General features: G+C 67.1%; 25 protein-coding genes, 1 tRNA gene and 1 pseudogene. 12 read left to right on the plus strand and 15 right to left on the minus strand.

The annotated features are described in order from the left end of the window. Positions 1-12: 12 nt before the first annotated feature. The 3 genes from B843_RS01400 to B843_RS01410 all read right to left on the minus strand — a co-directional run bounded on the left by B843_RS01400 (position 13) and on the right by B843_RS01410 (position 2,589). Positions 13-504 carry a hypothetical protein gene (locus B843_RS01400; RefSeq protein WP_038595116.1) on the minus strand — a complete coding sequence of 164 codons (492 nt, stop codon included), beginning with the start codon at positions 502-504 and terminating at the stop codon, positions 13-15. A 183-nt stretch (positions 505-687) separates the two neighbouring features. Next, complete coding sequence (locus B843_RS01405; protein WP_025251742.1) at positions 688-1,701, minus strand: zinc-dependent alcohol dehydrogenase family protein; 1,014 nt, start codon at positions 1,699-1,701, stop codon at positions 688-690. Positions 1,702-1,710: 9 nt separating this feature from the next. After that, the gene (locus B843_RS01410; protein WP_025251743.1) at positions 1,711-2,589 is read right to left on the minus strand and encodes a helix-turn-helix transcriptional regulator; all 879 of its coding nucleotides are present in this window, start codon (positions 2,587-2,589) and stop codon (positions 1,711-1,713) included. A 139-nt stretch (positions 2,590-2,728) separates the two neighbouring features. Here B843_RS01410 and B843_RS01415 point away from each other — a divergent pair, with 139 nt between their 5' ends. After that, positions 2,729-3,577 (plus strand): SDR family oxidoreductase, encoded by an 849-nt coding sequence (locus B843_RS01415; protein ID WP_210766193.1) that lies wholly within the window; start codon positions 2,729-2,731, stop codon positions 3,575-3,577. Positions 3,578-3,616: 39 nt separating this feature from the next. On the opposite strand, the gene B843_RS01420 is transcribed toward B843_RS01415, so the two are convergent. The 6 genes from B843_RS01420 to B843_RS01445 are packed head-to-tail and all read right to left on the minus strand — an operon-like array spanning position 3,617 to position 9,696. Next, positions 3,617-3,937, minus strand: coding sequence for a Na+/H+ antiporter subunit G (locus B843_RS01420; protein ID WP_025251745.1), 321 nt, complete (start codon positions 3,935-3,937; stop codon positions 3,617-3,619). Between the two features lie 2 nt (positions 3,938-3,939). Further along, the gene (locus B843_RS01425; RefSeq protein WP_025251746.1) at positions 3,940-4,206 is read right to left on the minus strand and encodes a cation:proton antiporter; all 267 of its coding nucleotides are present in this window, start codon (positions 4,204-4,206) and stop codon (positions 3,940-3,942) included. Beyond that, positions 4,207-4,632: a monovalent cation/H+ antiporter subunit E gene (locus B843_RS01430; protein WP_025251747.1), complete on the minus strand. Its 426-nt coding sequence runs from the start codon at positions 4,630-4,632 to the stop codon at positions 4,207-4,209. Further along, the gene (locus tag B843_RS01435) at positions 4,632-6,185 is read right to left on the minus strand and encodes a monovalent cation/H+ antiporter subunit D family protein (RefSeq protein ID WP_025251748.1); all 1,554 of its coding nucleotides are present in this window, start codon (positions 6,183-6,185) and stop codon (positions 4,632-4,634) included. The genes B843_RS01430 and B843_RS01435 overlap by 1 nt, the downstream gene beginning before the upstream one ends. Beyond that, the gene (locus B843_RS01440) at positions 6,185-6,631 is read right to left on the minus strand and encodes a cation:proton antiporter subunit C (protein ID WP_025251749.1); all 447 of its coding nucleotides are present in this window, start codon (positions 6,629-6,631) and stop codon (positions 6,185-6,187) included. Before B843_RS01440 ends, B843_RS01435 begins: the two co-directional genes overlap by 1 nt. Before the next feature lie 2 nt (positions 6,632-6,633). Then, a complete protein-coding gene (locus B843_RS01445; RefSeq protein WP_025251750.1) occupies positions 6,634-9,696 on the minus strand; it encodes a DUF4040 family protein in 3,063 nt (1,020 codons plus the stop codon). 573 nt (positions 9,697-10,269) lie between these two features. On the opposite strand from B843_RS01445, the gene B843_RS01450 reads away from it, so the two are divergent. Continuing rightward, positions 10,270-11,679 (plus strand): membrane protein, encoded by a 1,410-nt coding sequence (locus B843_RS01450; RefSeq protein ID WP_025251751.1) that lies wholly within the window; start codon positions 10,270-10,272, stop codon positions 11,677-11,679. A gap of 102 nt (positions 11,680-11,781) precedes the next feature. On the opposite strand, the gene B843_RS01455 is transcribed toward B843_RS01450, so the two are convergent. Together B843_RS01455 and B843_RS01460 are read right to left on the minus strand one after the other, a co-directional pair. Beyond that, positions 11,782-11,855: transfer RNA gene (locus B843_RS01455), tRNA-Pro, on the minus strand. A gap of 99 nt (positions 11,856-11,954) precedes the next feature. Further along, positions 11,955-12,869, minus strand: a complete 915-nt coding sequence (locus tag B843_RS01460; protein ID WP_025251752.1) for a metallophosphoesterase — start codon at positions 12,867-12,869, stop codon at positions 11,955-11,957. Positions 12,870-13,026: 157 nt separating this feature from the next. Between B843_RS01460 and B843_RS01465 the strand changes: the two genes are divergently transcribed. Continuing rightward, positions 13,027-13,488 (plus strand): GatB/YqeY domain-containing protein, encoded by a 462-nt coding sequence (locus B843_RS01465; protein ID WP_025251753.1) that lies wholly within the window; start codon positions 13,027-13,029, stop codon positions 13,486-13,488. A gap of 52 nt (positions 13,489-13,540) precedes the next feature. Here B843_RS01465 and B843_RS01470 read toward each other — a convergent pair whose 3' ends face one another. Continuing rightward, positions 13,541-15,928 carry a transglycosylase domain-containing protein gene (locus B843_RS01470; protein ID WP_025251754.1) on the minus strand — a complete coding sequence of 796 codons (2,388 nt, stop codon included), beginning with the start codon at positions 15,926-15,928 and terminating at the stop codon, positions 13,541-13,543. Positions 15,929-16,137: 209 nt separating this feature from the next. Between B843_RS01470 and B843_RS01475 the strand changes: the two genes are divergently transcribed. From B843_RS01475 to B843_RS01485, 4 genes are all read left to right on the plus strand, one after another. Then, a complete protein-coding gene (locus B843_RS01475) occupies positions 16,138-16,422 on the plus strand; it encodes a WhiB family transcriptional regulator (RefSeq protein ID WP_081751609.1) in 285 nt (94 codons plus the stop codon). Positions 16,423-16,707: 285 nt separating this feature from the next. Further along, a complete protein-coding gene (locus tag B843_RS13700; RefSeq protein WP_169729826.1) occupies positions 16,708-16,863 on the plus strand; it encodes a DUF4177 domain-containing protein in 156 nt (51 codons plus the stop codon). Next, positions 16,863-17,324, plus strand: a complete 462-nt coding sequence (locus tag B843_RS01480) for a RidA family protein (protein WP_025251756.1) — start codon at positions 16,863-16,865, stop codon at positions 17,322-17,324. The genes B843_RS13700 and B843_RS01480 overlap by 1 nt, the downstream gene beginning before the upstream one ends. 55 nt (positions 17,325-17,379) lie before the next feature. Continuing rightward, entirely contained in the window at positions 17,380-18,192 is an 813-nt protein-coding gene (locus B843_RS01485) for an MBL fold metallo-hydrolase (protein ID WP_051483424.1), read from the plus strand. A 122-nt stretch (positions 18,193-18,314) separates the two neighbouring features. Here the strand turns inward: B843_RS01485 and glxR are convergent, their stop codons facing one another. Further along, the gene (gene glxR / locus B843_RS01490; protein WP_025251758.1) at positions 18,315-18,998 is read right to left on the minus strand and encodes a CRP-like cAMP-activated global transcriptional regulator GlxR; all 684 of its coding nucleotides are present in this window, start codon (positions 18,996-18,998) and stop codon (positions 18,315-18,317) included. Between the two features lie 302 nt (positions 18,999-19,300). Between glxR and B843_RS13705 the strand changes: the two are divergent. After that, positions 19,301-20,231 (plus strand): annotated as a pseudogene (locus B843_RS13705) (IS5 family transposase). Here B843_RS13705 and B843_RS01505 read toward each other — a convergent pair. After that, a complete protein-coding gene (locus tag B843_RS01505) occupies positions 20,228-20,410 on the minus strand; it encodes a hypothetical protein (RefSeq protein WP_025251761.1) in 183 nt (60 codons plus the stop codon). The pseudogene B843_RS13705 and the gene B843_RS01505 sit on opposite strands and share 4 nt — an antisense overlap. 106 nt (positions 20,411-20,516) lie before the next feature. On the opposite strand from B843_RS01505, the gene nth reads away from it, so the two are divergent. The 4 genes from nth (at position 20,517) to B843_RS01525 (ending at position 24,221) form a co-directional block, all read left to right on the plus strand. Further along, positions 20,517-21,389 (plus strand): endonuclease III, encoded by an 873-nt coding sequence (gene nth, locus B843_RS01510; protein WP_081751455.1) that lies wholly within the window; start codon positions 20,517-20,519, stop codon positions 21,387-21,389. Further along, positions 21,382-21,978, plus strand: a complete 597-nt coding sequence (locus tag B843_RS01515) for a TlpA family protein disulfide reductase (protein ID WP_025251763.1) — start codon at positions 21,382-21,384, stop codon at positions 21,976-21,978. Before nth ends, B843_RS01515 begins: the two co-directional genes overlap by 8 nt. A gap of 5 nt (positions 21,979-21,983) precedes the next feature. After that, entirely contained in the window at positions 21,984-22,748 is a 765-nt protein-coding gene (locus tag B843_RS01520; RefSeq protein WP_025251764.1) for an NUDIX hydrolase, read from the plus strand. 294 nt (positions 22,749-23,042) lie between these two features. Continuing rightward, positions 23,043-24,221 carry a MarP family serine protease gene (locus tag B843_RS01525; RefSeq protein WP_025251765.1) on the plus strand — a complete coding sequence of 393 codons (1,179 nt, stop codon included), beginning with the start codon at positions 23,043-23,045 and terminating at the stop codon, positions 24,219-24,221. 72 nt (positions 24,222-24,293) lie between these two features. On the opposite strand, the gene B843_RS01530 is transcribed toward B843_RS01525, so the two are convergent. Beyond that, complete coding sequence (locus B843_RS01530) at positions 24,294-25,220, minus strand: alpha/beta fold hydrolase (RefSeq protein WP_025251766.1); 927 nt, start codon at positions 25,218-25,220, stop codon at positions 24,294-24,296. Between the last annotated feature and the right edge of the window lie 78 nt (positions 25,221-25,298).

Below are 25,298 nucleotides of genomic sequence, written 5' to 3' on the forward strand. Positions count from 1 at the left end.
GGTCCGCGCGGCTTAGTCCAGCGCCCAATCTGAGGGCAGGCGCCACAGCTTCTCGCCGAGCGGGGTGATCCGCACGCCGGGGCGAACCTTGATGATGTAGTCCTTGTCCGCGGCGCCGCGCGGGACGTAGGCGAATCCGTTGGTGTTGGTCAGCCCCGGCTGCGCGAGGTAGTCCGGGTCATAGTCGACGACCACGTTGAAGCGGATGAGCTTGCGATAGAAGCCGAGCAGCTTATTCTGGGACGTCGCCGAGATCTTCTCCTTGCCCGCGAGCATCATGTGGCCGTGCAGCGTGACACCCTTGTAGATGGTGTTTGCGTAGAATGCCGGGTCGACCTCCCAGGGGAGGTTTCGGCTCACCTTGGTGATCGGCGAGTCGTAGCCGCCCTGCTTGGCCAGCTGGCCCACGTACTGCCGGGACACCCCGTACTCGCGCGCGATCTCCGACTGCCGGACTCCCTTGGACATCAAGTACAGAACAACATCTGAAGACAAACCGGACATGACCTCGCCTTTCCTAGATTTCGATGGGGCATCTTGTGAGGGGAAGGACAAGGTAACTCTAGGGATCGACACCCAGCGAGCGGACTTGGATTGGGTGTTCGAAAAGGATTTCAGAATAGTTTTAAGGCCCAGGCGCGTGCGTCGGGGACGCAGGGGCGGCACTGGGCCTTGAAAAGGAGAGCTTTAGGGCTTCAGCAGCACCTTCGTCGCGGTGCGCTCGTCCATCGCCTTGTAGGCGTCGGCCACCTGGGACAGCGGGAGCTCGAGGTCGAAGACCTTGCCCGGTTCGATCTTTCGTTCGAGGACCAGCTGCAGGAGCTGCTCGAGGTAGGCGCGCACGGGCGCGACGCCGCCCTGGATGCCCTTGTTGCCCCAGAACATCTGCTCGATGTCGATGCCGCCGTGCGGGACGCCAACCACGCCGATCATGCCGCCGGGGCGCAGGCAGTCCACGGCCTGCTGGCGAGCGCCCTCGGTGCCCACGCACTCGAGGACCACGTCGGCGCCGATGCCCTCGGTGAGCTCCTGGATCTTCTTCATGCCCTCCTCGCCGCGCTCCTCGACGATGTCGGTGGCCCCGAAGGCCCTGGCGATCTTCTGGCGATCGGCGTGGCGGCTCATGGCGATGACCCGGCCCGCGCCGAGCTGCACGGACGCGAGGATGGCGGACAGCCCCACGGCGCCGTCGCCGACCACGGCAACGGTGTCGCCGGGCTGGACGTGCCCGCTGACCGCGGCGTGCCAGCCGGTGCAGGCGACGTCGGACAGCGCCAGCAGAGAGGGGACGAGATCGTCGTCGGGCATGCCGGGCGTGGCAACGAGGGTGCCGTCGGCCTGCGGGATGCGGATCTTCTCCGCCTGGCAGCCGTCGTAGCCGCCGCCGTGCTGGCAGTTGGCCGTCGCGCCCTTGCGGCAGACCGGGCAGGTGTTGTCGCTGTAGGTAAAGCCGCCGACGACGAAGTCGCCCACCTTCACGTTCTTGACGGCGTCGCCTACCTCCTCGACGATGCCCACGTACTCGTGCCCGATGGGGGTGGGCTTATTCACCGGCGCGATGCCGCGGTAGCGCCACAAGTCAGAGCCGCACACGCAGGTGGCGACGGTGCGGATGACGGCGTCGGTGGGCTCGATGATGGTGGGGTCCGTGCGCTCCTCGAAGCGCACGTCGCCGGCACCGTAGATGACTGCTCCGAACATGGTCTTCTCCTAGTTGTTGATGGTGGTGTCGCTGGTCCAGCTAGCCAGCAGAGCGAGGTTCTCGGCGCTTGTTGAGTCCGGCGGGGCGGTGTAGATGTTGAGCCGAAGGCCCTCGTCGGCAGCAATCTCCAGCGCCTCGTAATCGAGGGTGAGCTCGCCGACGACGGGGTGGCGTAGCACCTTCGTGCCGGCCCGATGGGGCCCGACGTTTTGCTGCGCCCACAGCACGCGGAACGCCTCCGAGCGGGTGGACAGCTGCCCGATGAGGTCGCTGAGCTCCTTGTCGTAGGGGGAGCGGGCGGCCTCGGTGTGGAGTGCGGCGACGACCCCGTTGCAGATGGACTCGTAGTCGACGAAGAACTCCGCCGCCTGCGGGTCGAGGAAGGTAAAGCGCGCGGTGTTGGGGAAGCCCTCGAGGCTGGTGACCGAGTCGAAGACCGGCTGGTAGAGGGCCCTGCCCAGCGCGTTGGCGGCGAGGATGTCGAAGCGCGAGTTGCGCACGTAGGCGGGCGTGGGCAAAAGGTCGATCATCCGCTGCACGGGCTGCCGCACCGACTGCGGTGCGTGCGAGCGCCTGGCCGCGCGCTTGCGGGCGCCGAGCCCCTGGGGAGCGGCGGCGCGCACGAGTCGAACCAGGTGGTCGCGCTCGTCGGCACCCAGCAGGAGCGCCTGGCTCACCGAGTCAAGGATCTCCTCGGAGACCTGGCCGGGATTGCCGCGCTCGAGGCGGGTGTAATACTCGACGCTGATGCCAGCAAGGGTCGCGACCTCCTCGCGCCGCAACCCCGGGACGCGGCGCGTGCCGCCGGCGGGGAGCCCGACCTGGTCGGGGGTCACTAGCCCGCGGTGGGCGGTGAGGAAGTCGCCGAGTTCGTTTCTTGCTGTCATGAACCCCAGTCTAGGAGCGGGCCCGGACCTGAAACAGGTACTGCGAGTTCCCCTGAAAGCAATGCCTCCCTCCGATCGTGAAACGCACGTAGCGTGGGTGCCAACACCAACCGGAAGTCGGAGGAACACCATGAATGCCATGAACAAGGAAGTAGTCGTTGTCATCGGAGCGGGGCTCATCGGGCAGGCCATCGCGCGCCGGGTCGGCTCGGGGAAGAAGATCATCCTCGCCGACTTGAGCCTCGAGCACGCGGGCGCGGTAGCGGAGCTCTTCAAGGACGCGGGGTTCGACGCCACGGCGGCGCAGGTCGACATCTCCTCGCGGGAGTCGGTCACCGCGCTCGCGGACGCGGCCGCCGCCGAGGGCGACGTGAAGGCGCTCATCCAGGCCGCGGGGGTCTCGGCCTCCCAGGCCACCCCGGAGCAGGTGCTCAGCGTCGATCTCTACGGCACGGCGCTCGTGCTCGAGGTCTTCCGCGGCGTCGTGGCACCGGGCGGGGCCGCGGTGGTCATCTCCTCGCAGTCCGGGCACCGCCTGCCCGCCCTGACGATCGAGGAGGACCGGCAGCTGGCCACCACCCCGGTCGAGGAGCTGCTCGACCTCCCGCTGCTTCAGCGAGAGAACATCACCGACGGACTTCACGCCTACCAGCTGTCCAAGCGCGCCAACGTGCTGCGCGTGCGCGCCGAGGCCGTGCTGTGGGGCGAGAAGGGAGCGCGTGTCAACGCGATCAGCCCCGGCATCATCATGACGCCGCTGGCCCGCGACGAGCTCAACGGCCAGCGCGGGGCGGGCTACCGCCGGATGCTCGCGCTCTCGCCCGCGGGCAGGGCGGGCACCCCGGACGAGATGGGCGCCATCGGCGAGCTGCTCCTCGGTCCCCAGGGCGCGTTCATCACCGGCAGCGACATCCTGGCCGACGGCGGCTCGACGGCCTCGTTCTTCTACGGCCCGATCGGCGAGGACGCGCCCACGCCGGGCAAGTAAGAAATCCCCGGAACCAAACCGGTTCCGGGGAATTTTCCTCTAGCGGGATGAGGAGTCCTCCTGCTCGAGGGCCAGCCCCAGCAGGGAGCGGCCCATGACGAAGGAGCCGATCGCCAGCACCACGAGGAAGGCCACGATGGCCAGCAGCGCGCGGATGAGTCCGCCCACGCTGACATCGCCCGCCCCGATGTCGTGGATGACCTTCGCGATCACCAGCGAGGGCATGGCCACGCCGGTGGTGGGGCCGAGCAGGTTGGCGCGGGTGAGCGCGTCGGGGGCGCGCCACAGCGCCACCGCGGTGATTACCATGAGGATTCCCGCGAAGATGATGAGCGCGCCGGCGATGATGTCGAACGCCATGGCTATCGCCTGCCTTTCGAGATGATGCGGGCCGTGGACATCGTCGGCAGGACGCCGCCGACGATGGCGGTGAGGAAGATGACCTCGTAGTCGATCTGGGAGTCGTGGAACATTGACCACACGATGTAGAAGCCGACCATCGAGTAGAACAGCAGGTCGGAGATGACCGCGACGGTGAGCTGGTCGCGGGTTGCGGCCATGAGCGCCACGGTGGCGATCACCGCGACGGCGATGAGCCCCATCCCGATGGAAGCCAGGATGACAAACACTTACTTCTCCTCCTTCAGCACGGGCTTGGGCGCGGGGTAGAGCACCCTCGCCTCATCGAGGCGGTTGTCGATGCCCTTGACGTGCGGGGCCATGGTCTCCTCCATGGCGGCAAGATCTGCCAGCACGCCGCGCGGGTCGGATCCGTGGACCGCGTGCACCGCCAGCAGGCGGGGCACGTCCGGGGCGTGACCGGCCGAAGGCTGATCGTCGACAAGCTCGAGCGACATTGTGCCGGGCGTGATCGTGATCGAGGCGGCGAACGCCGTGATCTGCCAGTCCTTGGTCACCCGCAGCGGGTAGTAGACCACGCACGGGTCGACCTTTTTGGAGCCGGTAACAACGTCGGCGACGACGGTCCAGCAGGCTTTGGACAGCTCGCCGACCAGCCAGAACGCGTACCAGGTGGAATGGAATACTCCGGACATTAGTTTCCTCCCTGCAGGCTCGTGCCGGTGGCAACCCCCACCGGCGGCTCATCCCCGTGCGGGCCGGTGTGCAGCACGGCCTGCTGGTAGGCGCCGGTGTCCAACAGATCCTCGGCCGCGCCCTGGGTGGCGCCCACGAGCGGGCCGGCGAAGATGAACATCCCGAAGGAGATGAGGATAAGGAACGCGCTCGGCGCCAGTCGCGCGAAGGGGACGCGCAGCGCCTGCGGGATGCGCTCCCGGCTCATCTCCGCGCCCCAGAACACCTCGCGCCACAGGCGAAGCATGGATAGGAACGCGCCGAAGGACGCGAGGACGATGACGGTGATGACCAGCCACGCGGCACCGCTACCGGCGCGGGCGACGTTGAGTACCACGCCCACCTTGCCCCACAGGCCCGAGAACGGCGGGAAGCCGACGATGGAGAAGGCGCCCGCGACGAAGACCGCCGCCACCCACGGGTCGCGCTTGGCGATGCCGGAGAGCTTGGACAGGAGGTCCGTGCCGTAGGTTTCCTCGACCGCGCCGGTGTTGAGGATGAGCGAGCCGACGGTGATCATGTGGTGCAGCGCGTAGAAGATGCCCGCCCCGAGCGCCGCCTTCGCGTTGCCGCTGGTGAAGGCGAGCATGACGATGATGAACGGCATGCCGTTGACCATCTGGTAGGACAGCACCCGGCGCATCGAGTTCTCCGCGAGCCCGGCGAAGGCGCCGACCAGCATGGACACCACCGAGAAGGCGATGATGAGCCACATCCAGCGGGTGTCGAGCCCGAAGACGGTGACGTAGATGCGGAAGATCATGTACACCGCGACCTTGGTGTGCAGCGCGGAGAACAGCCCCATCACGGACGCGGAGGTCGAGGGGTAGGTGCGCGGCAGCCAGGTGTGCACTGGGAAGAGGCCAGCCTTCACCGCGAGCGCGATCATGACGATGCCCGCGGCGACCGTCACCGGGCCGTGGCCCGCGGCGGCGTCCTTGAGGGCTGCGATGTTCACCGCGCCGACCACGCCGTAGAGGACGGAGACGCCGATGAGCAGCAGGGTCGAGGTGGCCAGGTTCACCAGCACGAAGGTGCGCGCGGCCGAGAGCCTGGCCCAGGTGCCGGTCATGGCCATGAGCCCGTAGCTCGGCAGCAGCATGACCTCGATGAACACGAAGAAGTTGAACAGGTCGGCGGTGAGCAGCGCGCCCATCACGCCGGTGACCAGCATGAGCGCCAGCGCCGGGTAGAAGCGCGACTGGGTCTCGCCGACGACGATGGCGAACCAGTTGGCCGCTAGGGCCACGAGGGAGGCGGTGACGATCATGATCGCCGCGAACTGGTCGGCGGCGAACGGGATGGCCACGCCGCCCACGTACGAGCCCACCGAGTGCGCGATGGTCCCGTGCGCGCCGGTGTAGTGGAACAGGAAGGCGCCGCCGCACAGCGTCATGAGCGGGGTAAACAGGGCGAGCCCGTCGCGCAGCCATCGCCACGGCGCCATCGCGGCGATCGCCACGGTGGCCAGCGGCAGGCCCACGAACAGGGGAAGGATCACGTCGACGTTCATTAGTGCTCCTCCTCCGTGGCGTCGCCCATGCGCTTGTGCAGTTTCGCTTGTCGACGCCGAAGGTGCGCCTCGTGAGCCGCCAGCTCAGCCGTGGTCGTGGATCGGCCGAGCGTCTGCAGCGGCGAATCCTCGTCGGCGACCTCCTCGGCGTCGGTGTCGTCGGAGCGACCCAGGCCGGAGAGGGTGAGCATGTAGGCGGTGGTTGCCATGGCGATGACGATGGCCGTGAGCACGAAGGCTTGGGGAACCGGGTCGGCCATGGTGGCGATGTCGTGCAGGTTCGGGAACGGCTCGTCGCGCCCGGTGGTGCCGCCGATGACCAGGATGATGAGGTTGGTGGCGTGGCTGATCAGCGTCATGCCGATGACGATGCGCAGCATGCCGCGCTGGAGGACGAGGTAGACGCCGCCCGCGGCGAGGATGGCGATTGTCAGTGCGAGAATCACGGCTAGCTCTCCTTTCCGCGGCGGTCGGTCGTGTCGGTCGCATCTGTCTGTCCTGTGCTGCCTCGCGAGTGCTTGGCCTGGTCTTCCGCGAGCCGTTTGCGTTCGCGCTCCGCCTCGCGGAGGATGACGCTGCGCTGCCCCTCGGGGGCGGTGCGCTCGTAGTCGCGGAAGTCGTCCAGGTGCCCCGGTCGGCGCTTGCGCGCCGCGGTCGCGCCGGCGAGCTCCTCCTCGACGGTCATCGGCGAGACGAGCGGGGAATCCTCGCGGGTGAAGTTCAGGTCCTTGTACTCCATGCCGGGGCGCAGGTAGCCGCCGAGCGCGTTGATCGCCATGGACAGCATGCCGAGCACGGCCATGTAGACGCCCGCGTCGAAGATCATCGCCGAGGTCCAGTGCTGGCCCAGCCCCTCGCCGTGGATGGCGTAGAGGAAGGAACCGTGCGAAAGCCCCCAGAGGCCGTCGCCGATGGCGAAGAGCATGCCGGTGCCGGTGAGGTAGAGCGGCGTGCGCACGGGGAAGATTCGCTTGTCCCGCGGGAAGGATAGGTAGCTGAGCATGAGCGCGCCGCCCGCGATGAGCGCGGCGATGAAGCCGCCGCCCGGCTGCTGGTGCCCGCGCCAGAAGACGAGCAGGCTGAGCACGAGCAGGACCGGGATGAGGAAGCGCAGCAGTACCCGCAGCGGGATGGAGTTGATGCGCGACTGCCCGAAGGGGGCCGGGTGTGCGCCCTCGGCGAAGGGGTAGCGCGGCATCGAGGTGACCACGGCGGCGATGACGATGGCGGACATGCCGAGCACCGACAGCTCGCCCATGGTATCGAAGGCACGGAACTCGACCAGGATCGTGTTGACCACGTTGTGGCCGGTGGAGATGTCGGGGCCGTTTTGCAGGTACCACAGCGCCAGCTCGCCGCGGTCGCGGCGGCCGAGCAGAACGAAGACCATGAGGAAGGCGGAGATGCCCACGGCCAGCGCGATGAGGAGCGCGGAGCGGTTCGCCCGCTTGCGGGTCTTGTGGAAGTTGTCGGGCTGCTGGCGCACGATCATCATCATGATGACCACCGTCAGCGCCTCCACCACGAACTGGGTCAGCGCCACGTCCGGCGCGCCGAGCATGAGGATCTGCAAGGTCACGCCGATGCCCACCGCGCCGATGAGGACCACCGCGGTCAGGCGCTTGCGGGTGCGAACGAGGGCGATGACCGACAGCGCCACGATGGCCAGCGGCAGCAGGTCGTAGACGCGCTCGCCGCCCGGCCAGCGCCCGGCCAACGGCATGCCGTCGACCCCGCCGCGCGCGAGGCCCGCCACGGTGGTGGTGCCGGTGAGCAGGATGATGAGCGAGAACATGTATCCCAGGTGGCGGCCGGGGGCCAGGGTGTCGGCCATCGCGCCGAAGCGCTTGCCCAGTTTGGTGAGCATGAGCGTGAGCCCGCCCAGGAGCTCGTTTCCGGAGAAGGGTAGGAGCGAAGCGTCGGAAAGCAATGCCCAGATCCGCTGGCGGTAAACGATGCCGACGACGCCGGCGATAAGTACCGCCGCGGAGATCAGAAGCGGGGTGGTCACGCCGTGCCACAGCGCGAGGTGCGCGTGCGGGTCGGCGGCGACGGACGAGACCGCGCCGGAGATCGGGTGATCGAGCATGCCCACGACGAACGCCAGCGGCAGGGCGATGAGACCAGGCAGCGCGGCGGGCAGCCACAGCATGACCGGGGCCTCCTTGACGCTGGTCATGTCGCGGTCGCCGTCGATGAAGCCGTCGCAGACGATGCGGGCGGAGTACGTGAAGGTGAAGAACGCGCCGATGCCTGCGGCCAGCAGCAGGACGCCGATGCCGAGACCGTCCATGGGTGCCTCGGTGAACGCGTCGAGCATGCCCTCCTTAGAGACGAATCCCATGGTGGGCGGCACGGCGGCCATGGAGGCGGCGGCGATGACCACGGAGCCGAAGGTAAACGGCAGCTGGCGCCACGAGGAGCCGAGGCGGGCGGCGTCCCTCGTACCGGTCTGGTGGTCGACGACGCCGATGAGCATGAACAGCGAGGACTTAAACAGCGCGTGCGTGAGCGTGTGCACCAGCGCCGCAGCCAGCGCGAGCGGCGTGCCGACGCCGATGGTGGCAACGATCCAGCCCAGGTGCGAGACGGTCGAGTAGGCCGTGAGCTTCTTCAGGTCGGTCTTCTGGATGGCGAACAGCCCCGCCATGACGGCGGTGGCCATGCCCACGCTGATGAGCAGGTAGTTCCAGACGTGGTCGCCGGAGAAGACGGCCGAGAACCGCATGAGAAGGTAGATGCCCGCCTTGACCACGGCGGCGGCGTGCAGGAACGCCGAGACCGGGGTGGCGGCGGCCATTGCCTCCGGCAGCCAGAAGTGGAAGGGCAGCTGCGCGGACTTCGTGAACGCCGAGACTGCCACCAGCACCGCCAGCGCGGAGGTAAGCCGCGGGTTCGCCGCCCAGAAGTCGGAGGCGAGGATCCCAGACAGGCTGGTGGTGCCCGCCTGGGTGGCGGCGATCGCCAGGGCCACCAGCAGCGTGAGCCCGCCGATGAAGGTGAGGATGAGCGTGCGCTGGGAGCCCATCTCGCCGCCCTTGCCGCCGGAGCGGGCGATGAGCATGAAGGAGGCGAGCGAGACCAGCTCCCAGCCGATGAACAGCACGAAGACGTCGTCGGCGAGCACGAGCAGCAGCACGGCGGCCATGAACGCGGTCATGAGCGTGTAAAAGCTCATGTTTCCCTGGCGCCTGGGCAGGTAGGCGGCGGAGTAGACGAACACCACCGCGCCGATGCACAGCGCAAGCAGGGCGAAGAAGGCGCTCAGCCCGTCGGCGCGCAGGGCGAGGGTAACGCCCACGCCGTCGTCGAGCAGATTGGGGATCCAGTCGTACTTCCACTCGAGCGGCTGCCCGTCGAGGATGCCGGGCAGCTTCTGGAAGAGCAGGGTCGCGGCGGCGACGAACAGGGCGGCCAGCGGCCAGCCCGCGAGCCTGTCGCCCACCCGCACCGCGACTGGCGCGGCTATCACCGCGGCGAGCGCCAGCGCGAGAACTAATACTAGAGTCACAGCTTATTCACACCCGTTTTTGTTAAGGAGGGGTCGTTGTCGCATTCGGTTCAACTTTCCCAACTTTAGCAGGCCGACCAGCGACGAAAATGCCCGTGGTGTGCCGTTTTGGGGTTTTGGCCTGTCTATCGTTAGGTGTTTGCGCGCGGCGTGCGGCGCGTCGCGCGGCGTGGTTTTGTGTGGTCTTTTGCCCGCTTTTCGACGCGTACCGCGGCCGCCCATAGCCCCAAGGCCTTGGCTTTTGGTCGCTGCCCGCCTTGCGTCTTGTGCTCGAGAGTTTGGCGCGTCAGCGTCGGGCGGCGCCTGTGGAACCCCTGTAGAAACCCGCCGCGGCGGCGCCGAATCCTACCTGTGATGTGAGAAATAGCATGGGGCATTCGTTATCGGATTGATATGATAGGTGTCCCTCCGAAAGGAGTCGAAGGGGGCGACGGTTGGTTGTGGCGAGGGTTGGCCGGAAACCGCCAGCTGGAATGAGGGAGAAGCGCACGTGTGTGAAAAAAGTACATTTCTGATTCATTCCCCGGTGCGCCTGAAAACCTGTGTCGCGTGGGGGCGATAGATTCAACAAGCATGAGACTTCCCGCCCGTCGCATCACCGCCGCCGCCCTCCTCGCCCTGCCGCTGGTCGCAGGGGCCGCCTACGGGGCGGTATCCGGAACCGACATCGCCAGCTCCTGGAGCGCGGGCGCGGACACCTCGGCGCCCGTGGCCGCCACGAGCGACTCCTCGCTCGTCGACGCCCGCCGCGCGGCCGGCGAGGCGGGAACCCAGGCGGGCTTCCTCAAGCAGGGCACCACCGAGCTGGTCGACGGCACCGGCAAGCTCAGCGATGGCGCGAAGCAGCTGGCCGACGGCACGAAGTCCGCGGTCGACGGCGCCAGCCAGCTCTCCGACGGCATGACCCAGCTCCAGGCGGGCACCGGGCAGCTGGGCGCGGGCGCGACCCAGGTCGCCGACGGCGTGGGGCAGGCCGTCGACCAAGTGGTCGGGCTCGAGGCCGTCCGCGGGCAGATCCTCGGCGCCATCGACCGCGTCCTCGGGGACCTGAAGGACACCACCGACCCCGACGCCGTCTCCTTCCGTGACCAGCTGCAGGGGCTGCGCGGTCAGGTGGACAGCTTCAAGCTCGACGAAAATGTCACCAACCAGCTCACCCAGCTGCGTGACGGCTCGCGGGAGATCGCCAACCAGCTCAACACCCCCGGCTACGGCTTCCACGACGGCATCTACTCCGCGACCAAGGGTGCGAAGGACCTCTCCGCCGGGCTCAACCAGCTCAACGAGGGCGTCGACTCGGCGCTCAGCGGCGTCGACCAGCTCGACCAGGGCGCGCAGAAGCTCGACGGCATGGCCGACAACAACAAGGACAAGGTCGCCTCGGTCTCCCGCGCGCTGCCGATCGCCCAGGCGGGTACGGCCGCGGCGCAGGAGGAGGGCATCACCCGCACGCTCGCGCCGATGTACGCCTTCCTCATCGCCGCGGGCGTGCTGCTCGTCGCGGTCTTCGGTTCGCGCCGCTCGTTCGCCAACACCCTGCTCGCGGGCGTAGTCCTCTCCGTGCTCGCGGGCGGCCTCGTGGCGATGCTGGGCGCCGGTATGACGGCCACGGTCGCCATCGCCGCCGCGGGCATCGCCGGCCTGTTGTTCGCCGCCAGCGCCCTGTCCGCCGCGGCGATCCAGCGCATGGCGGGCCCCAAGGTCACCCCGGTGCTGCTCGCCGTGGGCGCGCTGGCGCAGATCGGCGTCGTCGGCTGGGTGTGGAACAAGGCGGCCACCGCGCAGGTGTCCACCGTGTGGCAGGTCGTCTCCGAGCTCATGCCGGTGCACTACTCCACCGCGGCGATCAGCGCGTTTGCTAACGGCGGCCACCCCGAGGTGGCGTGGATGAGCACCGCCGTGCTCGCCGCGCTCACGCTCGCCGCCGCTGCCGCGTACAAGCTTGCCGACGCCAAGGCGGCACCTGCCGAGTCCGACGCCTAGGGCTAGGGCGGGTAGCCGAAGGCGTCGGCAAGCGAAAAACAAAAAACCCAGCAAGCGAAAAACAAAAAACCCAGCAAGCGAAAAACTTGCTGGGTTTAGTTGTCGGGATAACAAGATTTGAACTTGCGACCTCTTCGTCCCGAACGAAGCGCGCTACCAAGCTGCGCCATATCCCGATGTATCCGCTGTGCGGGTACTCAAAGCACTTTAGTACCTGCGCGGCCTAGGAGCAAAACGGCTGCTCAAGGGGGTAATTTCGGGCGATCGTTGCGGCGTTAGGAAGTCTTTTCCACGACGTGCACAAGCGTTGCCGACGGGCGGCAGAAAATCCGCACGGGCGCGAACTTGGACGTACCCAGCCCGTTGGAGACGTGCATCCACATCTTCCCGAAGCGGTGCAGCCCCTGGACGCGCTCGCGGTCGATCTCGCAGTTGGTCACCAGCGCCCTAGAGCCGGGCAGGCAGATCTGGCCGCCGTGGGTGTGGCCGGAGAAGCTGATGTCGTAGCCGTCGTTCTCGAAGCGGGTGAGCACGCGCGGCTCGGGGGAGTGCAACAGCGCGATGGCGAGGTCCGCGTCCGGGTTGGGCGCGCCCGCGACCTCGTCGTAGTCATCGAGGTCGTGGTGCGGATCGTCGACGCCGGTGGCAGCGATGCGCACGTGCCCCACCTGGAACTCGTGCCGGGCCTGGTTGGCGTCGAGCCAGCCGTGCTCCATGAAGGCCGCGCGCATGCCGCGCCAGGGCAGGTCGATGTCGCTGACCTTGCGCTTCTTGCCCAGCAAGTACACGAAGGGGTTGACCATGCGCGGGGCGTAGTAGTCGTTGGTGCCGAAGACGAACAGGCCGGGGAAGCGCAGCAGCGGCCCCACCGCGCGCAGCACGCCGGGCACGCCCTTGGGGTCGGAGAGGTTGTCGCCGGTGTTGATCACCAGGTCGGGGTTGAGGCTTGCCAAGCCCGCGACCCATTCCTGCTTCTTCTTCTGGTTCGGGATCATGTGCAGGTCGGAGATGTGCAGGATGCGGAACTCCTCCTCGCCGCGCAGCGTGCCCGGCTCGAGCAGCGGCACGGTGACCTCCTTGAGCTCAAACTGGCTGCACTCGCGCACGCCCCACGCGAACGCGCCGAGCCCCGCGGCTCCGAGGCCCGTCAGCGCGGTCAAAACGGTGCGTGACCAGTTCGAAAGTGCCATGGTGAGAGTAATCCTTCGCTTTCTCGTGCTTGTCCGTGCTTGTTGATGCCTGTCGGCACCGAACCTAATGTTCAAGCCTAGTGGGTATCCCACGATACAACGGCGGCTCGACACGATCGCATCGGGACCGGGCTGCTGCCGGGTACGATAGACAACCATGAGCGAACTGAAAGCACAAATCCGTACCGACATGACCGCCGCGATGAAGGCGCGCGAGAAGGAGCGCACGGGCGCGCTGCGCATGCTGCTCGCCGCCCTGCAGACGGAGGAGACCGCAGGCTCCAAGCACGAGCTCACCGACGAGGACGTCCTCAAGGTCATCGCCCGCGAGATCAAGAAGCGCCGCGAGTCCGCCGAGGTCTACGCGGGCGCGGGCCGCCAAGAGCTGGCCGACGCCGAGCTCTTCGAGGCGGAGGTCATGTCCGCCTACCAGCCGAAGCAGCTCGAGGACGACGAGCTCAACGCGCTCGTCGCCTCCTCCATCGAGGAGGTCAAGGCGGAGGTCGGCGAGGTCGGCATGCGCCAAATGGGCCAGATCATGAAGCTCGCCACCGCCAAGGCGGCTGGCCGCGCCGACGGCAAGCGGCTGTCCACCGCGGTGCGCGCCGCGCTGAACTAGGAAAAAGCGGTGGCCTCCCACACGGGGGCCACCGCTTTTTCGTATGTCGTGCTTAGGGGTTGAGTAGCTGCTGGATCTGGTTGGCCAGTGAGTTGAGGTCGTCCTGGTTCACGCCGGGAACCTGCGGGATCGCGGGAAGCTGCTGAGTGCCCTGGCTGGTCGGCGTAGGCGTGGTGACCCGCGGGGTCGTGCCGTCCGAGACGTAGAGCGTGACCTTCGAACCGCGGGTGAGCGGCAGGGTGGCCTCGACCCGCATGACCATGCCCTTGGCCGTGCCGTCGCCGGTCGTGGTCTGGACCGACACGTCGTAGCCCTGGCTGGTGAGCTCCTGGCGCACGCTGTCGGCGCTCTTGCCGCGGTACTTGCTGGACAGCTCGCCGACCGCGCCTGCGTTGTACGACGGGTTGTATCCCGGCAGGGTGCCGGAGCTGGCGCCCACGGCGTTGGCCGCGCGGAACCACGTGGCCGCCGGCTCGTCGCCGCCGTAGAGGGAGCCGCCCGAGCACTGGGTGATCGGGGAGGTGCACAGCGGGGCGACGGTGGTGCCGTCGTTGTAGATGTAGGTCGCGGCCGCGAACTTGCTGTTGAATCCCAAGAACGCCGCCGACTGGTGGGACTCGGTGGTGCCGGTCTTCGCACCGATCGGGCTGGTCCACCCGGCCGCCTTCGCGGCGTCGGCCGCCGTGCCCTTGACCGCGTCCTGGCTCAGGCCGTTGGCCAGCGCGTTCGCGACGTCGGTGGGGATGGCCTGCTCGCAGGAGGGCTTGTCAATGTAGACCTCCTTGCCGTCCTGATCGGTGACCGACTCGACCGGGGTGGGCTCGCACCAGGTGCCGCCGGAGGCGATCGTCGCGGCGACGTTGGACAGCTCGAGCGCGTTGACGGCCGTGGGGCCGAGCGTGAACGAGCCCAAGTTGTGGTCCTTGACGTAGTCGGCGATCGAGCTTTGCCCGTCGAAGGTACCGGCGTCGGTGTAGGCGCGCAGGCCCATCTTCACCGCGAGGTCGACGACGTTGCTCACGCCGACCTTCTCGATGAGCTGGACGAAGGGCGTGTTCGGCGACTGCGCTAGCGCGTCGCGCAGCGACATGGTGGCCGGGTAGGTGCCGGTGTTCTCCACGCAGTAGCTGCCAGCAGGGCAGCCGCTGGCGCCGCCCTCACCTATGCCCTGGGCGACGTAGCGGGTGGGCACCTGCAGCGTCGTGTCGAGCCCGTAGCCCTGCTCGAGGGCCGCCGCCGCGGTGAAGATCTTGAAGATGGAACCCGCGCCGTTGCCCACGAGCGAGGAGGCCTGGGGGAACACGGTCTGTCCGGACTCGAGGTCGAGGCCGTAGTCGCGGGAGGAGGTCATGCCGAGGATGCGGCGAGTGTCGCTGCCCGGCTCGACCACGTTCATCACGTCGGCGACGCCGTTGGTGCCGGAGGGAACCTGGCTGGTGGCGGCGTTGTGGATGGAATCCTGGACGTTCTGGTCCAGCGTGGTCTTGATCGTGTACGAGCCCTTGCTGAGCTTGTCGGCGTCGAGGCCCTTCTGGCTCAGGTAGTTGAGCACGTAGTCGCAGAAGAAGCCGTCGTTGCCCGCGGCGATGCAGCCGTTGGGGACGGACTCGGGCGTTTCCAAGACGCCGAGGGGCTCGAGGTGGTAGCGGTCGGCGTCCTCCGCGGTGATCGCACCGTAGGAGACCATGGCGTCGAGCACCGTGTTGCGGCGATCAAGGACCGCGTCGGCGTTGGTGTAGGGATCGAGATACGACGACGACTGCACCATGCCCGCGAGCATCGCGGCCTGCGGCACGGAAAGCTGGTTGGCGGAGATTCCGAAATAGGTCCGCGCGGCGGCCTCGATGCCGTAGGCGCCGTTGCCGAAGGGGACGAGGTTGAGATACCTGGTGAGGATCTCGTCCTTGGACATGGTCTGGTCGATCTTCGAGGCCATGCGCATCTCGCGCAGCTTGCGGGGAATCGAGGTCTCGATGGCGGCGGCTTGGTCATCGGCGTTGTCCGAGGCCACCAGCAGCAGGTAGTTCTTCACGTACTGCTGGTCGATGGTGGAAGCGCCCTGTTCGACGCCGCCGGCGAGCAGGTTGGTGGCGATGGCGCGCAGGTTGCCCTGGATGTCCACGCCCTTGTGCTCGTAGAACCGGCGGTCCTCGATGGAGACGATCGCGTCCTTCATCACCTGGGCGATGCCCTCGCTGGGCACCTCGTAGCGGCGCTGGGAGTAGACCCACGCGATCGGGTTGTCGCTCGAGTCGGTGATGGTGGTGACGCCGGGGGCGGAACCGTCGGTGAGATCCGCGAGGTTGGACTGCATCGTTGCGTTGGTGCGGTCGACCGCAACGCCAGCGATGGCGGCGAGCGGCGTGAACGCAACAGCGCACGCCACGCCCGCGGCCAGGGTGGCTCCGAGCAACTTATTCAGTGAATTCCGCTTTGACACCCCTTTACCCTAGCGGGGAAACCTGTGTAGGGGGAATGCGCAAACCCCCCTCAATGTGTGATCCATTCGACGAGCGGTATTTCATGTGAATACACTTACAAGTGTGACAGCCGTGAGGCTTAGGTTCCAATAAGGTAGGAGGACGACCAATGACCGCATCGCTTCTCAACGACACGAAGCGAAACCCATTCGCTGTTTCGAATCAGGGAATGACCAGCGGTGAGCGCGGGGATTGGGTCATGCAGGCTCACTGCCGAAACGGGGATCCGGACGCGCTCTTCGTCCGCGGCGCCGCGCAGCGCCGCGCCGCCGCCATTTGCCGCCAGTGTCCTGTGGTTATGCAGTGCCGCGCGGACGCGCTCGACAACAAAGTGGAGTTCGGCGTGTGGGGCGGCCTCACGGAACGCCAGCGCCGCGCGCTGCTCCGCAAGAATCCTCACATCACCAATTGGGCCAATTATCTCGCCGCGGGCGGCGAGCTCGTTGGAATCTAATAATTAAATAAGGATCAGGCGGGAAATTCTATGGAATTTCCAAGCTGACTTCATCCGCGACCCCGCGCGTAAGGCGTGGGGTCGCGGATTTTTCTCGTTTCCCGAGGCGAGGGGGTTGACGTCTTTCGGGGGTGAATAAAAAGGCGGAGAAGGTCCTACCTTATATAGAGGTATAGGGCGAAGAAAAGCTTAAATCCTCCGGCGCGCGGTATCGGTCCCGGTGCTGGCGAATATTAACCGGCCGCCGCGGTGGCCGCGTCGGCGGGAGTCGGTAAAGTGATGGGCATGACTAAATGGGAATACGCAACGGTCCCGCTGCTGACGCACGCCACCAAGCAGATCCTCGACACCTGGGGTGAAGATGGCTGGGAGCTCGTGTCGGTCGTCCCCGGGCCCAATCCAGAAAACGTCGTCGCCTACATGAAGCGCGAGGTCCAGTAATGGCTACTAATACAGAGCGCCTAGCGGAGCTGGGCATCGAGCTTCCCGCCGTCGCGGCCCCCGTCGCCGCCTACGTCCCCGCCGTCAAGGTCGGCAACCAGGTCTGGACCTCCGGCCAGCTGCCGTTCTTGGAGGGGAAGCTGCCCGCCACCGGCAAGGTGGGAGACGCGGTCTCCCCGGAGGATGCGCAGGCCTACGCCCGCCAGGCCGCGCTCAACGCGCTGGCCGCGGTCGACGCCCTCGTGGGGATCGACAACGTGACCCGCGTGCTCAAGGTTGTGGGCTTCGTCGCCTCCGCCGAGGGGTTCGGCGGCCAGCCCGCCGTCCTCAACGGCGCGTCCAACCTCATGGGTGACGTTTTCGGGGAGGCCGGGGCGCACGCGCGTTCGGCCGTCGGCGTCGCTGAGCTGCCGCTCGATGCCCCCGTTGAGGTCGAGATTGTAGTTGAGGTCACCTCTTAGCCTCCCGGGTCCGATAACTAGTACAAAGCTTTGGAAAGTGGCTAAGCTAGAACCCATGCAGCATCCTGCCTACAGCCAGTTGCGGCCGGTCACTCCGTCCGCTTCCGTTGTCCTTTGCCCGAACCCCGGTTACTCCTCCCTCGAAGGAACCAACTCCTGGGTCATCCGTGCGCCTGAAGATCCGCGCAGCATCGTGATCGACCCGGGTCCCGCAGACGAGGGGCACCTCAACGTCCTCAACTCGAAGGCGGAAGAGGTCGGGCTTGTCCTGCTTACCCACCGGCACCACGATCATGCCGATGGCGCGCAGCGCTTCCGTCAGCTGACCGGTGCCCCGGTTCGCGCCGTGGACGCCTCGTACTGCATGCGTGCTGAGCCGCTCGAGGGTGGGGAGATCATCTCCATTGACGGTGTCACCCCGCAGATCGAGGTCGTGGCCACCCCGGGCCACACCAGCGACTCCGTCTGCTTCTTCATCTGGAGCGGCGAGCCCCACAAGTCCACCCTCGAAGGCATCTGCACCGGCGACACCATCGCCGGCCGCCACACCACCATGATCTCCGAGACCGACGGCGATCTGGGCCGGTACCTCGACACCCTGCGCCTCCTGCAGGAGCGCGGCAAGGGCGTCAAGCTGCTCCCGGGCCACGGCTCGGAGGGCGATGACCTGTCCGCCTACGCGGAGAAGTACATCCAGCGCCGCGAGCAGCGCCTCGGCCAGATCATCGAGGCCAAGAAGAAGCTCGGCGATGACGTCGCGCTCAAGGACCTCATCGACGAGATCTACGACGACGTCGATCCGGTGCTGCGTGGCGCGGCGGAGCAGTCCACTCGCGTGGCGCTTCGCTACCTCGCTAAGCAGAACTAGGCTTTCTCCTAATAGATAAGGTCCCCTCCCGCGGCAAAGCGGGAAGGGACCTTATCCGTGTGCGCCGTGAGGCGTCGAAAAGCGGCGTGCGGAAGAACAACCGCACGCCGCTGTGAACTTTTCTAGCGTGCGCGCTTGGCGAGGTGCTCCGGGTCGACGATGAGCACCGACTTGCCCTCGAGGCGGATCCAGCCGCGGTGGGCGAAGGTGGCCAGCGCCTTGTTCACGGTCTCGCGGGAGGCGCCGACGAGCTGGGCGATCTCCTCCTGGGTGAGGTCGTGGTTGACGCGAAGTGCGCCGCCCTCCTGGGTGCCGAAGCGGTTGGCCAGCTGCAGCAGGGTCTTGGCGACGCGGCCGGGAACGTCGGTGAAGATGAGGTCGGCAAGCGAGGCGTTGGTGCGGCGCAGGCGGCGAGCCAGCACGCGCAGCAGCTGCTCGGAAATTTCCGGGTGCTCCGCGATCCACTTGTGCAGCATCTCGGAGTTCATGGTTGCCGCGTGGACCTCGGTGACGCAGACGGCGGACGAGGTGCGCGGGCCCGGATCGAAGATGGACAGTTCGCCGAACATGTCGGACGGGCCCATGACGGTGAGCAGGTTCTCGCGGCCGTCGGTGGAGTGGCGAGCCAGCTTCACCTTGCCGGAGGTGATGATGTAGAGGCGGTCACCCGGTTCGTGTTCCTCGAAGATGGTGGCCCCGCGGGGGAAACGAACGGTCTCGAGCTCCTGAATGAGGTTGTTGACAGCAACGGGATCCACGCCCTGGAAAATTCCAGCGCGGGACAGGATGTCGTGTACACCTTCCACGTCTAAGACTCCTCTACTAATGGACGCGACCTCTGTGCCGGAATTCTTGGCCCCCGAAACTTGAGGGCCGATTCACCGCGAGAGATTACCTCGCGGCGGTCGCATCGTGGTACCTAAGTTATCTCCCCATACCTTACTATGAAATAGGTAACAGGGGCACCTCAAAAATCGAAGTATCACAAAGCACTAACAATTAGGGGAGTCATACGGGGGTAAAACCAACAATTTGAATGCAAAAAGACCTAGTGGCTGGCTAGGGCGTGTCTCCTAAATAAGTTGGGCCCGTCAGCGATAATTGCTCAGTGAGTAATAAACGCAGCCGGTACCAGGTACTGACTGACCAGCAGTGGCAGAAGATTGAGCCTTTGCTGCCCACCAGTACCGGCCGACGGGGCAGGCCGTTTCGCAACAGCCGCCAGATCGTCGAAGGCATCATCTTCCGTTACCGCACCGGTATCGCCTGGCGGGATCTGCCCCGCGAACAGTTCGGCCCCTGGCAAACGGTGTGGAAACGCCACCGCCGCTACGCCGCCGACGGCACCTGGGACACCCTCCTGACCTACCTGCTCACCCAGGCCGACGCCGCCGGAAAGATTGACTGGAACGTCTCCGTCGACGCCTCCATCACGCGTGCTCACCAGCACGCGACGAACACCACCCGCCCGGAGCAGGACACAGGGGGCTCAAGCGAATCACAAGAATCTGCCGCTGTCGTTGCTTGAACCGGCAGGTCACGGCATCGGACGCTCGCGCGGTGGGTTATCAAGCAAGATCCATGCCGCCGTCGACGGGCACGGCCGTCCCCTGTCGCTGGTGGTCACCGGCGGCCAGCGCAACGACGGGGCGATGCTTCAGACCGTGCTGGAAGAGATCCACGTTCCGCGCCTGGGGCCGGGACGGGCAAGGACTCGCCCGGATGCGGTGCTGGCTGATCGTGGGTATGCCAGCGGTGTGATCCGCCGGCAGTTGCGCCGTCGGGGTATCAAGGCGGTGATCCCGGAAAAGCGCGACAGTGTCGCCGCCCGGAAACGCCGCGGCAGCACCGGTGGCCGGCCGCCGGCGTTTGATGCGGTGGCCTACCGGGGCCGGAACGTGGTGGAACGCTCGTTCGCGTTGGCGAAGCAGTGGCGTGGTCTTGCGACCCGGTACGACAAACTTGCCGTGGTGTACCGGGGTGCGGCGGTGCTATGCGCGATTATCACCTGGCTCCGAGCTTTAGGAGACACGCCCTAGTTGTCGGTGGTCGGGGAGGCCGGGGTGTCGCCTGACGCGCCCTCGCTGGAGGTCTTTTCGGCATCGACGGCCGGGGTTTTCGCTGCGGCCGGGCGCAGGATCCGCGCCTCCATCCGATCCATCCACAGCAGGAACAGTGTGAGGAAGATCGGGACGAGGATGACAAGAAATGCGCTCATAGTCCCTGCATTTTACCCTGTGCCGCCGCAAGTCGCCCCTCGCGGCCGAAGCCCTCGTCGCATTCCACTTTCCGACGCCTACGGCAACGCGCCTAATGTAGAAGCCATGCCCGCATCCAGCCCTACCGACGCCACCGCCATCACCGTGCCCGACACCCCGCCGATCGCGCGCGTGCGCGTCGGCAAGCACCGGGCACTGAAGGGGGAGACTGAACTGGGCCGCACCCGGCGTGCCCGGCGCATCAACCGGGCACTCGCCGCGGGATACCCGGACGCGCACTGCGAGCTCGACTTCACCAACACCCTCGAGCTGGTCGTGGCCACCGTCCTGTCCGCGCAGTGCACCGATGTGCGCGTCAACCAGGTCACCCCGGCGCTGTTTGCCCGCTACCGCACGGCGGAGGACTACGCCACCGCCGACGAGGCCGAGCTGCAGGAGATCATCCGCCCGACCGGCTTCTACAAGGCCAAGGCCGGGCACCTCATCGGCATGGGGCGGCTGCTCGTCACCGACTACGGCGGCGAGGTGCCCAGCGCCCTCGAGGACTTAGTGCGGCTGCCCGGCGTGGGCCGAAAGACCGCCCACGTGGTGCGCGGCAACGCCTTCGGGATCCCGGGGCTCACGGTCGACACCCACTTCGGGCGGCTCGTGCGCAGGCTCAAGCTCACCGAGGAGGAGGATCCGGTGAAAGTCGAGCGCGTTCTGGCTAAGCTGATCGAAAAGAAAGAGTGGACGATGTTCTCCCACCGGATCATCTTCCACGGCCGGCGCGTGTGCCACGCGCGCAAGCCCGCCTGCGGCGCCTGCTTCCTCGCACCCGAGTGCCCGAGCTTCGGGCTGGGGCCGGTCGAGCCGGACCAGGCCGCGGAGCTGGTCACCGGGGACAACCGGGAGCACCTTCTGTGTCTGGCCGGGCTCGGTCAGCCGGGCGAAAACGAGGAAACCACGGGCGTGGAGAAGGAGCGTAACGATGCCTAAGAAGACGATCATCGGCTCGGTGGTTGTGTTCATCGTCGGCGTGGCGGTCATCCTCGCCCTGGCCACGTCGATGCGCACCTCGGGACAGCCCAACAGCCCCGCGGCCTCGGGGACGTCGCAGGCCCAAGTGCAGGACGTTTCCTCGGACGAGATCCCGGCGCGCCCCGACTGCCCCGACACGCAGGTCGCGGGCGTGGCGCTGCCGTGCCTCGGCGGGAACGAGGCCAGCGCGCCGAGCTCCGCCCAGTACACCATCGTCAGCCTGTGGGCCTGGTGGTGCGAGCCCTGCCGCACGGAGCTGCCCTTCTTCGACGAGCTGCAGGCCAAGCACCCGGAGTACTCGGTCGTCGGGGTGCACGCGGACCAGTCGGCGGGCAACGGCGCGGCCATGCTCAACGACCTCGGCGTGAAGATCCCGTCCTACCAGGACGACTCGAACGCCTTCGCCGGGGCCCTCGGGCTGCCCGGGGTCGTGCCCATCACGGTCATCGTCGGGCCAGACGGGAAGATGAAATCGTTCATCCCCAAGGCCTTTACCACCTACGATGACCTTGAGGCGGCCATCGCCCAGAAGATCCAAGGAGCGTGACCCACATGAGCTATCCCTCGACCGACCTGCCCGGCGTGAACACCGCGTTGCGCCCCGAGGCCGCGCCCGGCTGGCTGCGCCCGGTGGTCGACGCCGTCCACCACGGGCACGCCTCCGCCGCGCTGGAGCGCGAGCTGCACGAGCGCTATAAGGAGGACGATCCCAGCAAGCGGGCCGCCGTGCTCATGCTGCTGGCCAGCCGTGAGGCGTCGACAAGCGACGCCGAAACCCTGCCTGGCGACGCCTCCGTGCTGCTCACGCACCGCTCGCCGCGACTGCGCAGCCACTCGGGCCAGATCGCGTTCCCCGGCGGCCGCGTCGACCCCGGCGACATCGACATCGTGGACTGCGCCCTGCGCGAGGCGTGGGAGGAGACGGGGCTCGATCGCCGCAGCGTCACCCCGCTCGCCGCGCTCGACGAGGTGCAGATCCGGCCCACCGGCAACCCCGTGCACCCGATCGTGGCCCACTGGGATAACGAGGTGCCAGTCGGCGTCATCGATCCGATGGAGGCCGACGAGGTGTTCCTCGCCCCGCTCTCCGAGCTCATCCTGCCGGATAACCGCATCACGGTCTCGCGCGGCCTGTGGACGGGCCCGGCGTTCCTGATCAACGACTACCTCGTGTGGGGCTTTACCGGCGGGCTGTTGTCGGTCATGATCCAGGAGGCCGGCTGGGAGCAACCCTGGGACCGAGGCCACGTCGTGCCGCTGGAGGAGGCCCTCGCGACCACCCGCAACAACGAGCGCTGGGGGCGCGCGCTGCCGTAATACCGGCGAAACGTGTCACGGCATGCATTTCACAGCTAAGGGGTGTAGGTTGCGTAGTCTGAAGCGCCCTGTCGCGCTCGGCGGTTGCGCATGGTCGCGTTGCGGTCGTGTCGGTCGCATCGGGTACGGTGCGAGTATGCCGTCCACACGGAGGCACTCCCTTGCGGGTTCGCCTTCGCCTCGGCGGCAATTGCCTTAACGGCACCCAGCTGGCGTGGGGGAACCCCCTCTCGCGCGAGCTCAACGAGTACATGCAATGCGGGAAGGTACCTAGTGCATTTAGCCCCTGACACCATGGTCGACGTGGTGGTCATCATCGCCGTCATCATCGCCTGCTTCTCCGGCTGGCGCCAAGGAGCGTTCTCCGCGGTGCTGTCCACCGTGGGCGTGATCGCGGGACTCATCTGCGGTGCGGCGCTGGCGCCCACCGTCATGCAGCTGACGGACTCCGTCGCGCTGCGCTTCCTGCTGGCGCTCGGGACCGTCGTCATGCTGGTCGGCATCGGCAACCTCGTGGGCGGCCTCCTAGGGGCTAGCCTGCGCGACCGCATGCGCTGGAAGTCCACGATGGTGCTCGATTCCTCCATCGGCGCGGTTTTCCAGGGCCTCGCCACCCTCATCGTCGCCTGGCTCGTGGCCATCCCGCTGGCCACCGGCATGGGCGGCAGCGTGGCCCAGGGGATTAGGGATTCCAAGATCTTGGGCGCGGTGGACGAGCACACACCCGACGCGCTGGCCACGCTGCCGTCGCGGATCTCCGCGATGCTCAACGACTCCGGGGTGCCGTCGCTGGTCTCGCCGTTTAGCGGGCAGACCACCAAGCAGGTCGAGGCCCCCAACATCCAGGTGGACGACGTCGCGCTGGTGGAGAAGATGCGTCCCTCGGTCATCCACGTCATGGGCGAGTCCGACCAGTGCTCCCGCAGGCTCATGGGCTCCGGCTTCGTCATTGATTCCAAGCACGTGATGACCAACGCCCACGTCGTCGCGGGCACCAACAAGGTCAGCCTCGACACCGTCGAGGGCGTGCTCGACGCGCAGGTGGTCTACTACAACCCGGAGCTGGACATCGCGGTCCTGCGCAGCGACAACCTCGACCTGCCGGTCCTGCCGTGGGCGGACGAGGTCGCCCAAAGCAGCGACGATGCGATCGTCATGGGATTCCCCGAGTCCGGCCCGTTCGAGGCAGCACCCGCCCGCATCGCCGACCGCATCACCATCTCCGGCCCGGACATCTACGCCACCGGCCGCGTCGAGCGCGAGTCCTACACCGTCCGCGGCACCATCCGCCAGGGCAACTCCGGCGGCCCCATGGTGGACACCTCCGGCAACGTCCTCGGAGTCGTCTTCGGCGCCTCGGTGGACAACAGCGACATCGGCTACGCGCTGACCGCCCAGGAGGTCCGCTCGCAGGTGGGGGACGCCTCGCAGCTGGCTACGCCGGTGGATACCGGCCAGTGCGTCCTGAGCTAAAAACGATAGAAGCGGCCACGCCAGTGCAATGCACGGTGCGTGGCCGCTTTCGCGTATCGACGCCTACGGCTCCTAGCCCTCGACCTGTGTGATGAGCGCGAAGTCCGCGATGACCCGGGCGAGCTCGTCAGGGGACTCGAGGTGCGGGCGCCAGCGCGCGTTCGGCAGGGTGATTCTCTGGAACCGCCCCTGCGCCCGGGCGTTGGCGAAGTGGGCGAGCGTGGTGCTGTGGCGGGTGTCGTCGCCGATGAACTGGACCGGGATGGTCACCTTGGTTCCCATCCACTTGGTGGGAGGCACGGCCGTGGCCAGCCTCTGGGTGCGCATGACGGCCGGGTAGGTCGACTCCACGGACATCGCCTGCTGGCGCAGACCGAGGTCCTCGGAGAACTGCTCGCTTTGCTGGTAGCCGAGCGAGGTGACCGCGCGGAGGTCGTGGGCCAAGAAGCGGTCGCGGCGGCGCCAGACCATCTGGCGCAGGGGCCGGGGCAGGCGGGTGAGCGCGTTGTTGACCACGAGGTTGCTATAAAGCCACGGGCGCGTGAGCAGCGCCCTGCGCATGTCGACGGGGTGGATGCCGTCGATGCAGGTCAGCCCGTTGATGTGCTCGGGGTGAGAGGCCGCCATCGTCCACGCGATCGCCGCGGTCGACCCCACGCCGACGACGTGGGCGTCGTCGTGGCCAAGGGTGCGGATGACGCCGGAGACGTCGCCGTTGAGGTGGCGCAGGTCGTGGCCCGTCGGCGGCTTGTCGGAGTAGCCGTAGCCGCGCAGGTCGAGGGCGACCACGTGCAGACCCCGCGCGGCGAGCGGCTCGATGACCCGCCGGAAGTCCATCCAGCTGCCGAAGCAGTCGTGAAGCAGCACCACCGCGGGGTCGCCGGGGTCGCCGGCGGTGACGGCGTGCAGCCTCAGTCCTCGGGTGTGCAGCACCTGATGGTGGAATCCATCGAGCAGCACGACCTTCGGGGACAGCGTGCGGTGAGAGTAGGGGCTCATTGTCTTCCTAGGTTGGCCAGCAAGCGGGACTTACCAGCGGCGTGATGGGAGTAAGGCGAGGGGCCGATAAAAGGGAAC

Source organism: Corynebacterium vitaeruminis DSM 20294 (genome assembly GCF_000550805.1).
Classification (GTDB): domain Bacteria; phylum Actinomycetota; class Actinomycetes; order Mycobacteriales; family Mycobacteriaceae; genus Corynebacterium; species Corynebacterium vitaeruminis.

What these genes read in the sequence shown, in the direction of transcription:
- B843_RS01405 (WP_025251742.1), bottom strand. Translation starts at nt 1,701, where the DNA reads ATGTTCGGAGCAGTCATCTACGGTGCCGGCGACGTGCGCTTCGAGGAG.
- B843_RS01410 (WP_025251743.1), bottom strand. Translation starts at nt 2,589, where the DNA reads ATGACAGCAAGAAACGAACTCGGCGACTTCCTCACCGCCCACCGCGGG.
- B843_RS01505 (WP_025251761.1), bottom strand. Translation starts at nt 20,410, where the DNA reads ATGAGCGCATTTCTTGTCATCCTCGTCCCGATCTTCCTCACACTGTTC.
- B843_RS01435 (WP_025251748.1), bottom strand. Translation starts at nt 6,185, where the DNA reads ATGAACGTCGACGTGATCCTTCCCCTGTTCGTGGGCCTGCCGCTGGCC.
- nth (WP_081751455.1), top strand. Translation starts at nt 20,517, where the DNA reads ATGCCCGCATCCAGCCCTACCGACGCCACCGCCATCACCGTGCCCGAC.
- B843_RS01450 (WP_025251751.1), top strand. Translation starts at nt 10,270, where the DNA reads ATGAGACTTCCCGCCCGTCGCATCACCGCCGCCGCCCTCCTCGCCCTG.
- B843_RS01465 (WP_025251753.1), top strand. Translation starts at nt 13,027, where the DNA reads ATGAGCGAACTGAAAGCACAAATCCGTACCGACATGACCGCCGCGATG.
- B843_RS01415 (WP_210766193.1), top strand. Translation starts at nt 2,729, where the DNA reads ATGAACAAGGAAGTAGTCGTTGTCATCGGAGCGGGGCTCATCGGGCAG.
- B843_RS01460 (WP_025251752.1), bottom strand. Translation starts at nt 12,869, where the DNA reads ATGGCACTTTCGAACTGGTCACGCACCGTTTTGACCGCGCTGACGGGC.
- B843_RS01420 (WP_025251745.1), bottom strand. Translation starts at nt 3,937, where the DNA reads ATGGCGTTCGACATCATCGCCGGCGCGCTCATCATCTTCGCGGGAATC.
- B843_RS01520 (WP_025251764.1), top strand. Translation starts at nt 21,984, where the DNA reads ATGAGCTATCCCTCGACCGACCTGCCCGGCGTGAACACCGCGTTGCGC.
- B843_RS01430 (WP_025251747.1), bottom strand. Translation starts at nt 4,632, where the DNA reads ATGTCCGGAGTATTCCATTCCACCTGGTACGCGTTCTGGCTGGTCGGC.
- B843_RS01475 (WP_081751609.1), top strand. Translation starts at nt 16,138, where the DNA reads ATGACCAGCGGTGAGCGCGGGGATTGGGTCATGCAGGCTCACTGCCGA.
- B843_RS01480 (WP_025251756.1), top strand. Translation starts at nt 16,863, where the DNA reads ATGGCTACTAATACAGAGCGCCTAGCGGAGCTGGGCATCGAGCTTCCC.
- B843_RS13700 (WP_169729826.1), top strand. Translation starts at nt 16,708, where the DNA reads ATGACTAAATGGGAATACGCAACGGTCCCGCTGCTGACGCACGCCACC.
- B843_RS01515 (WP_025251763.1), top strand. Translation starts at nt 21,382, where the DNA reads ATGCCTAAGAAGACGATCATCGGCTCGGTGGTTGTGTTCATCGTCGGC.
- B843_RS01485 (WP_051483424.1), top strand. Translation starts at nt 17,380, where the DNA reads ATGCAGCATCCTGCCTACAGCCAGTTGCGGCCGGTCACTCCGTCCGCT.
- B843_RS01530 (WP_025251766.1), bottom strand. Translation starts at nt 25,220, where the DNA reads ATGAGCCCCTACTCTCACCGCACGCTGTCCCCGAAGGTCGTGCTGCTC.
- B843_RS01400 (WP_038595116.1), bottom strand. Translation starts at nt 504, where the DNA reads ATGTCCGGTTTGTCTTCAGATGTTGTTCTGTACTTGATGTCCAAGGGA.
- B843_RS01525 (WP_025251765.1), top strand. Translation starts at nt 23,043, where the DNA reads ATGGTCGACGTGGTGGTCATCATCGCCGTCATCATCGCCTGCTTCTCC.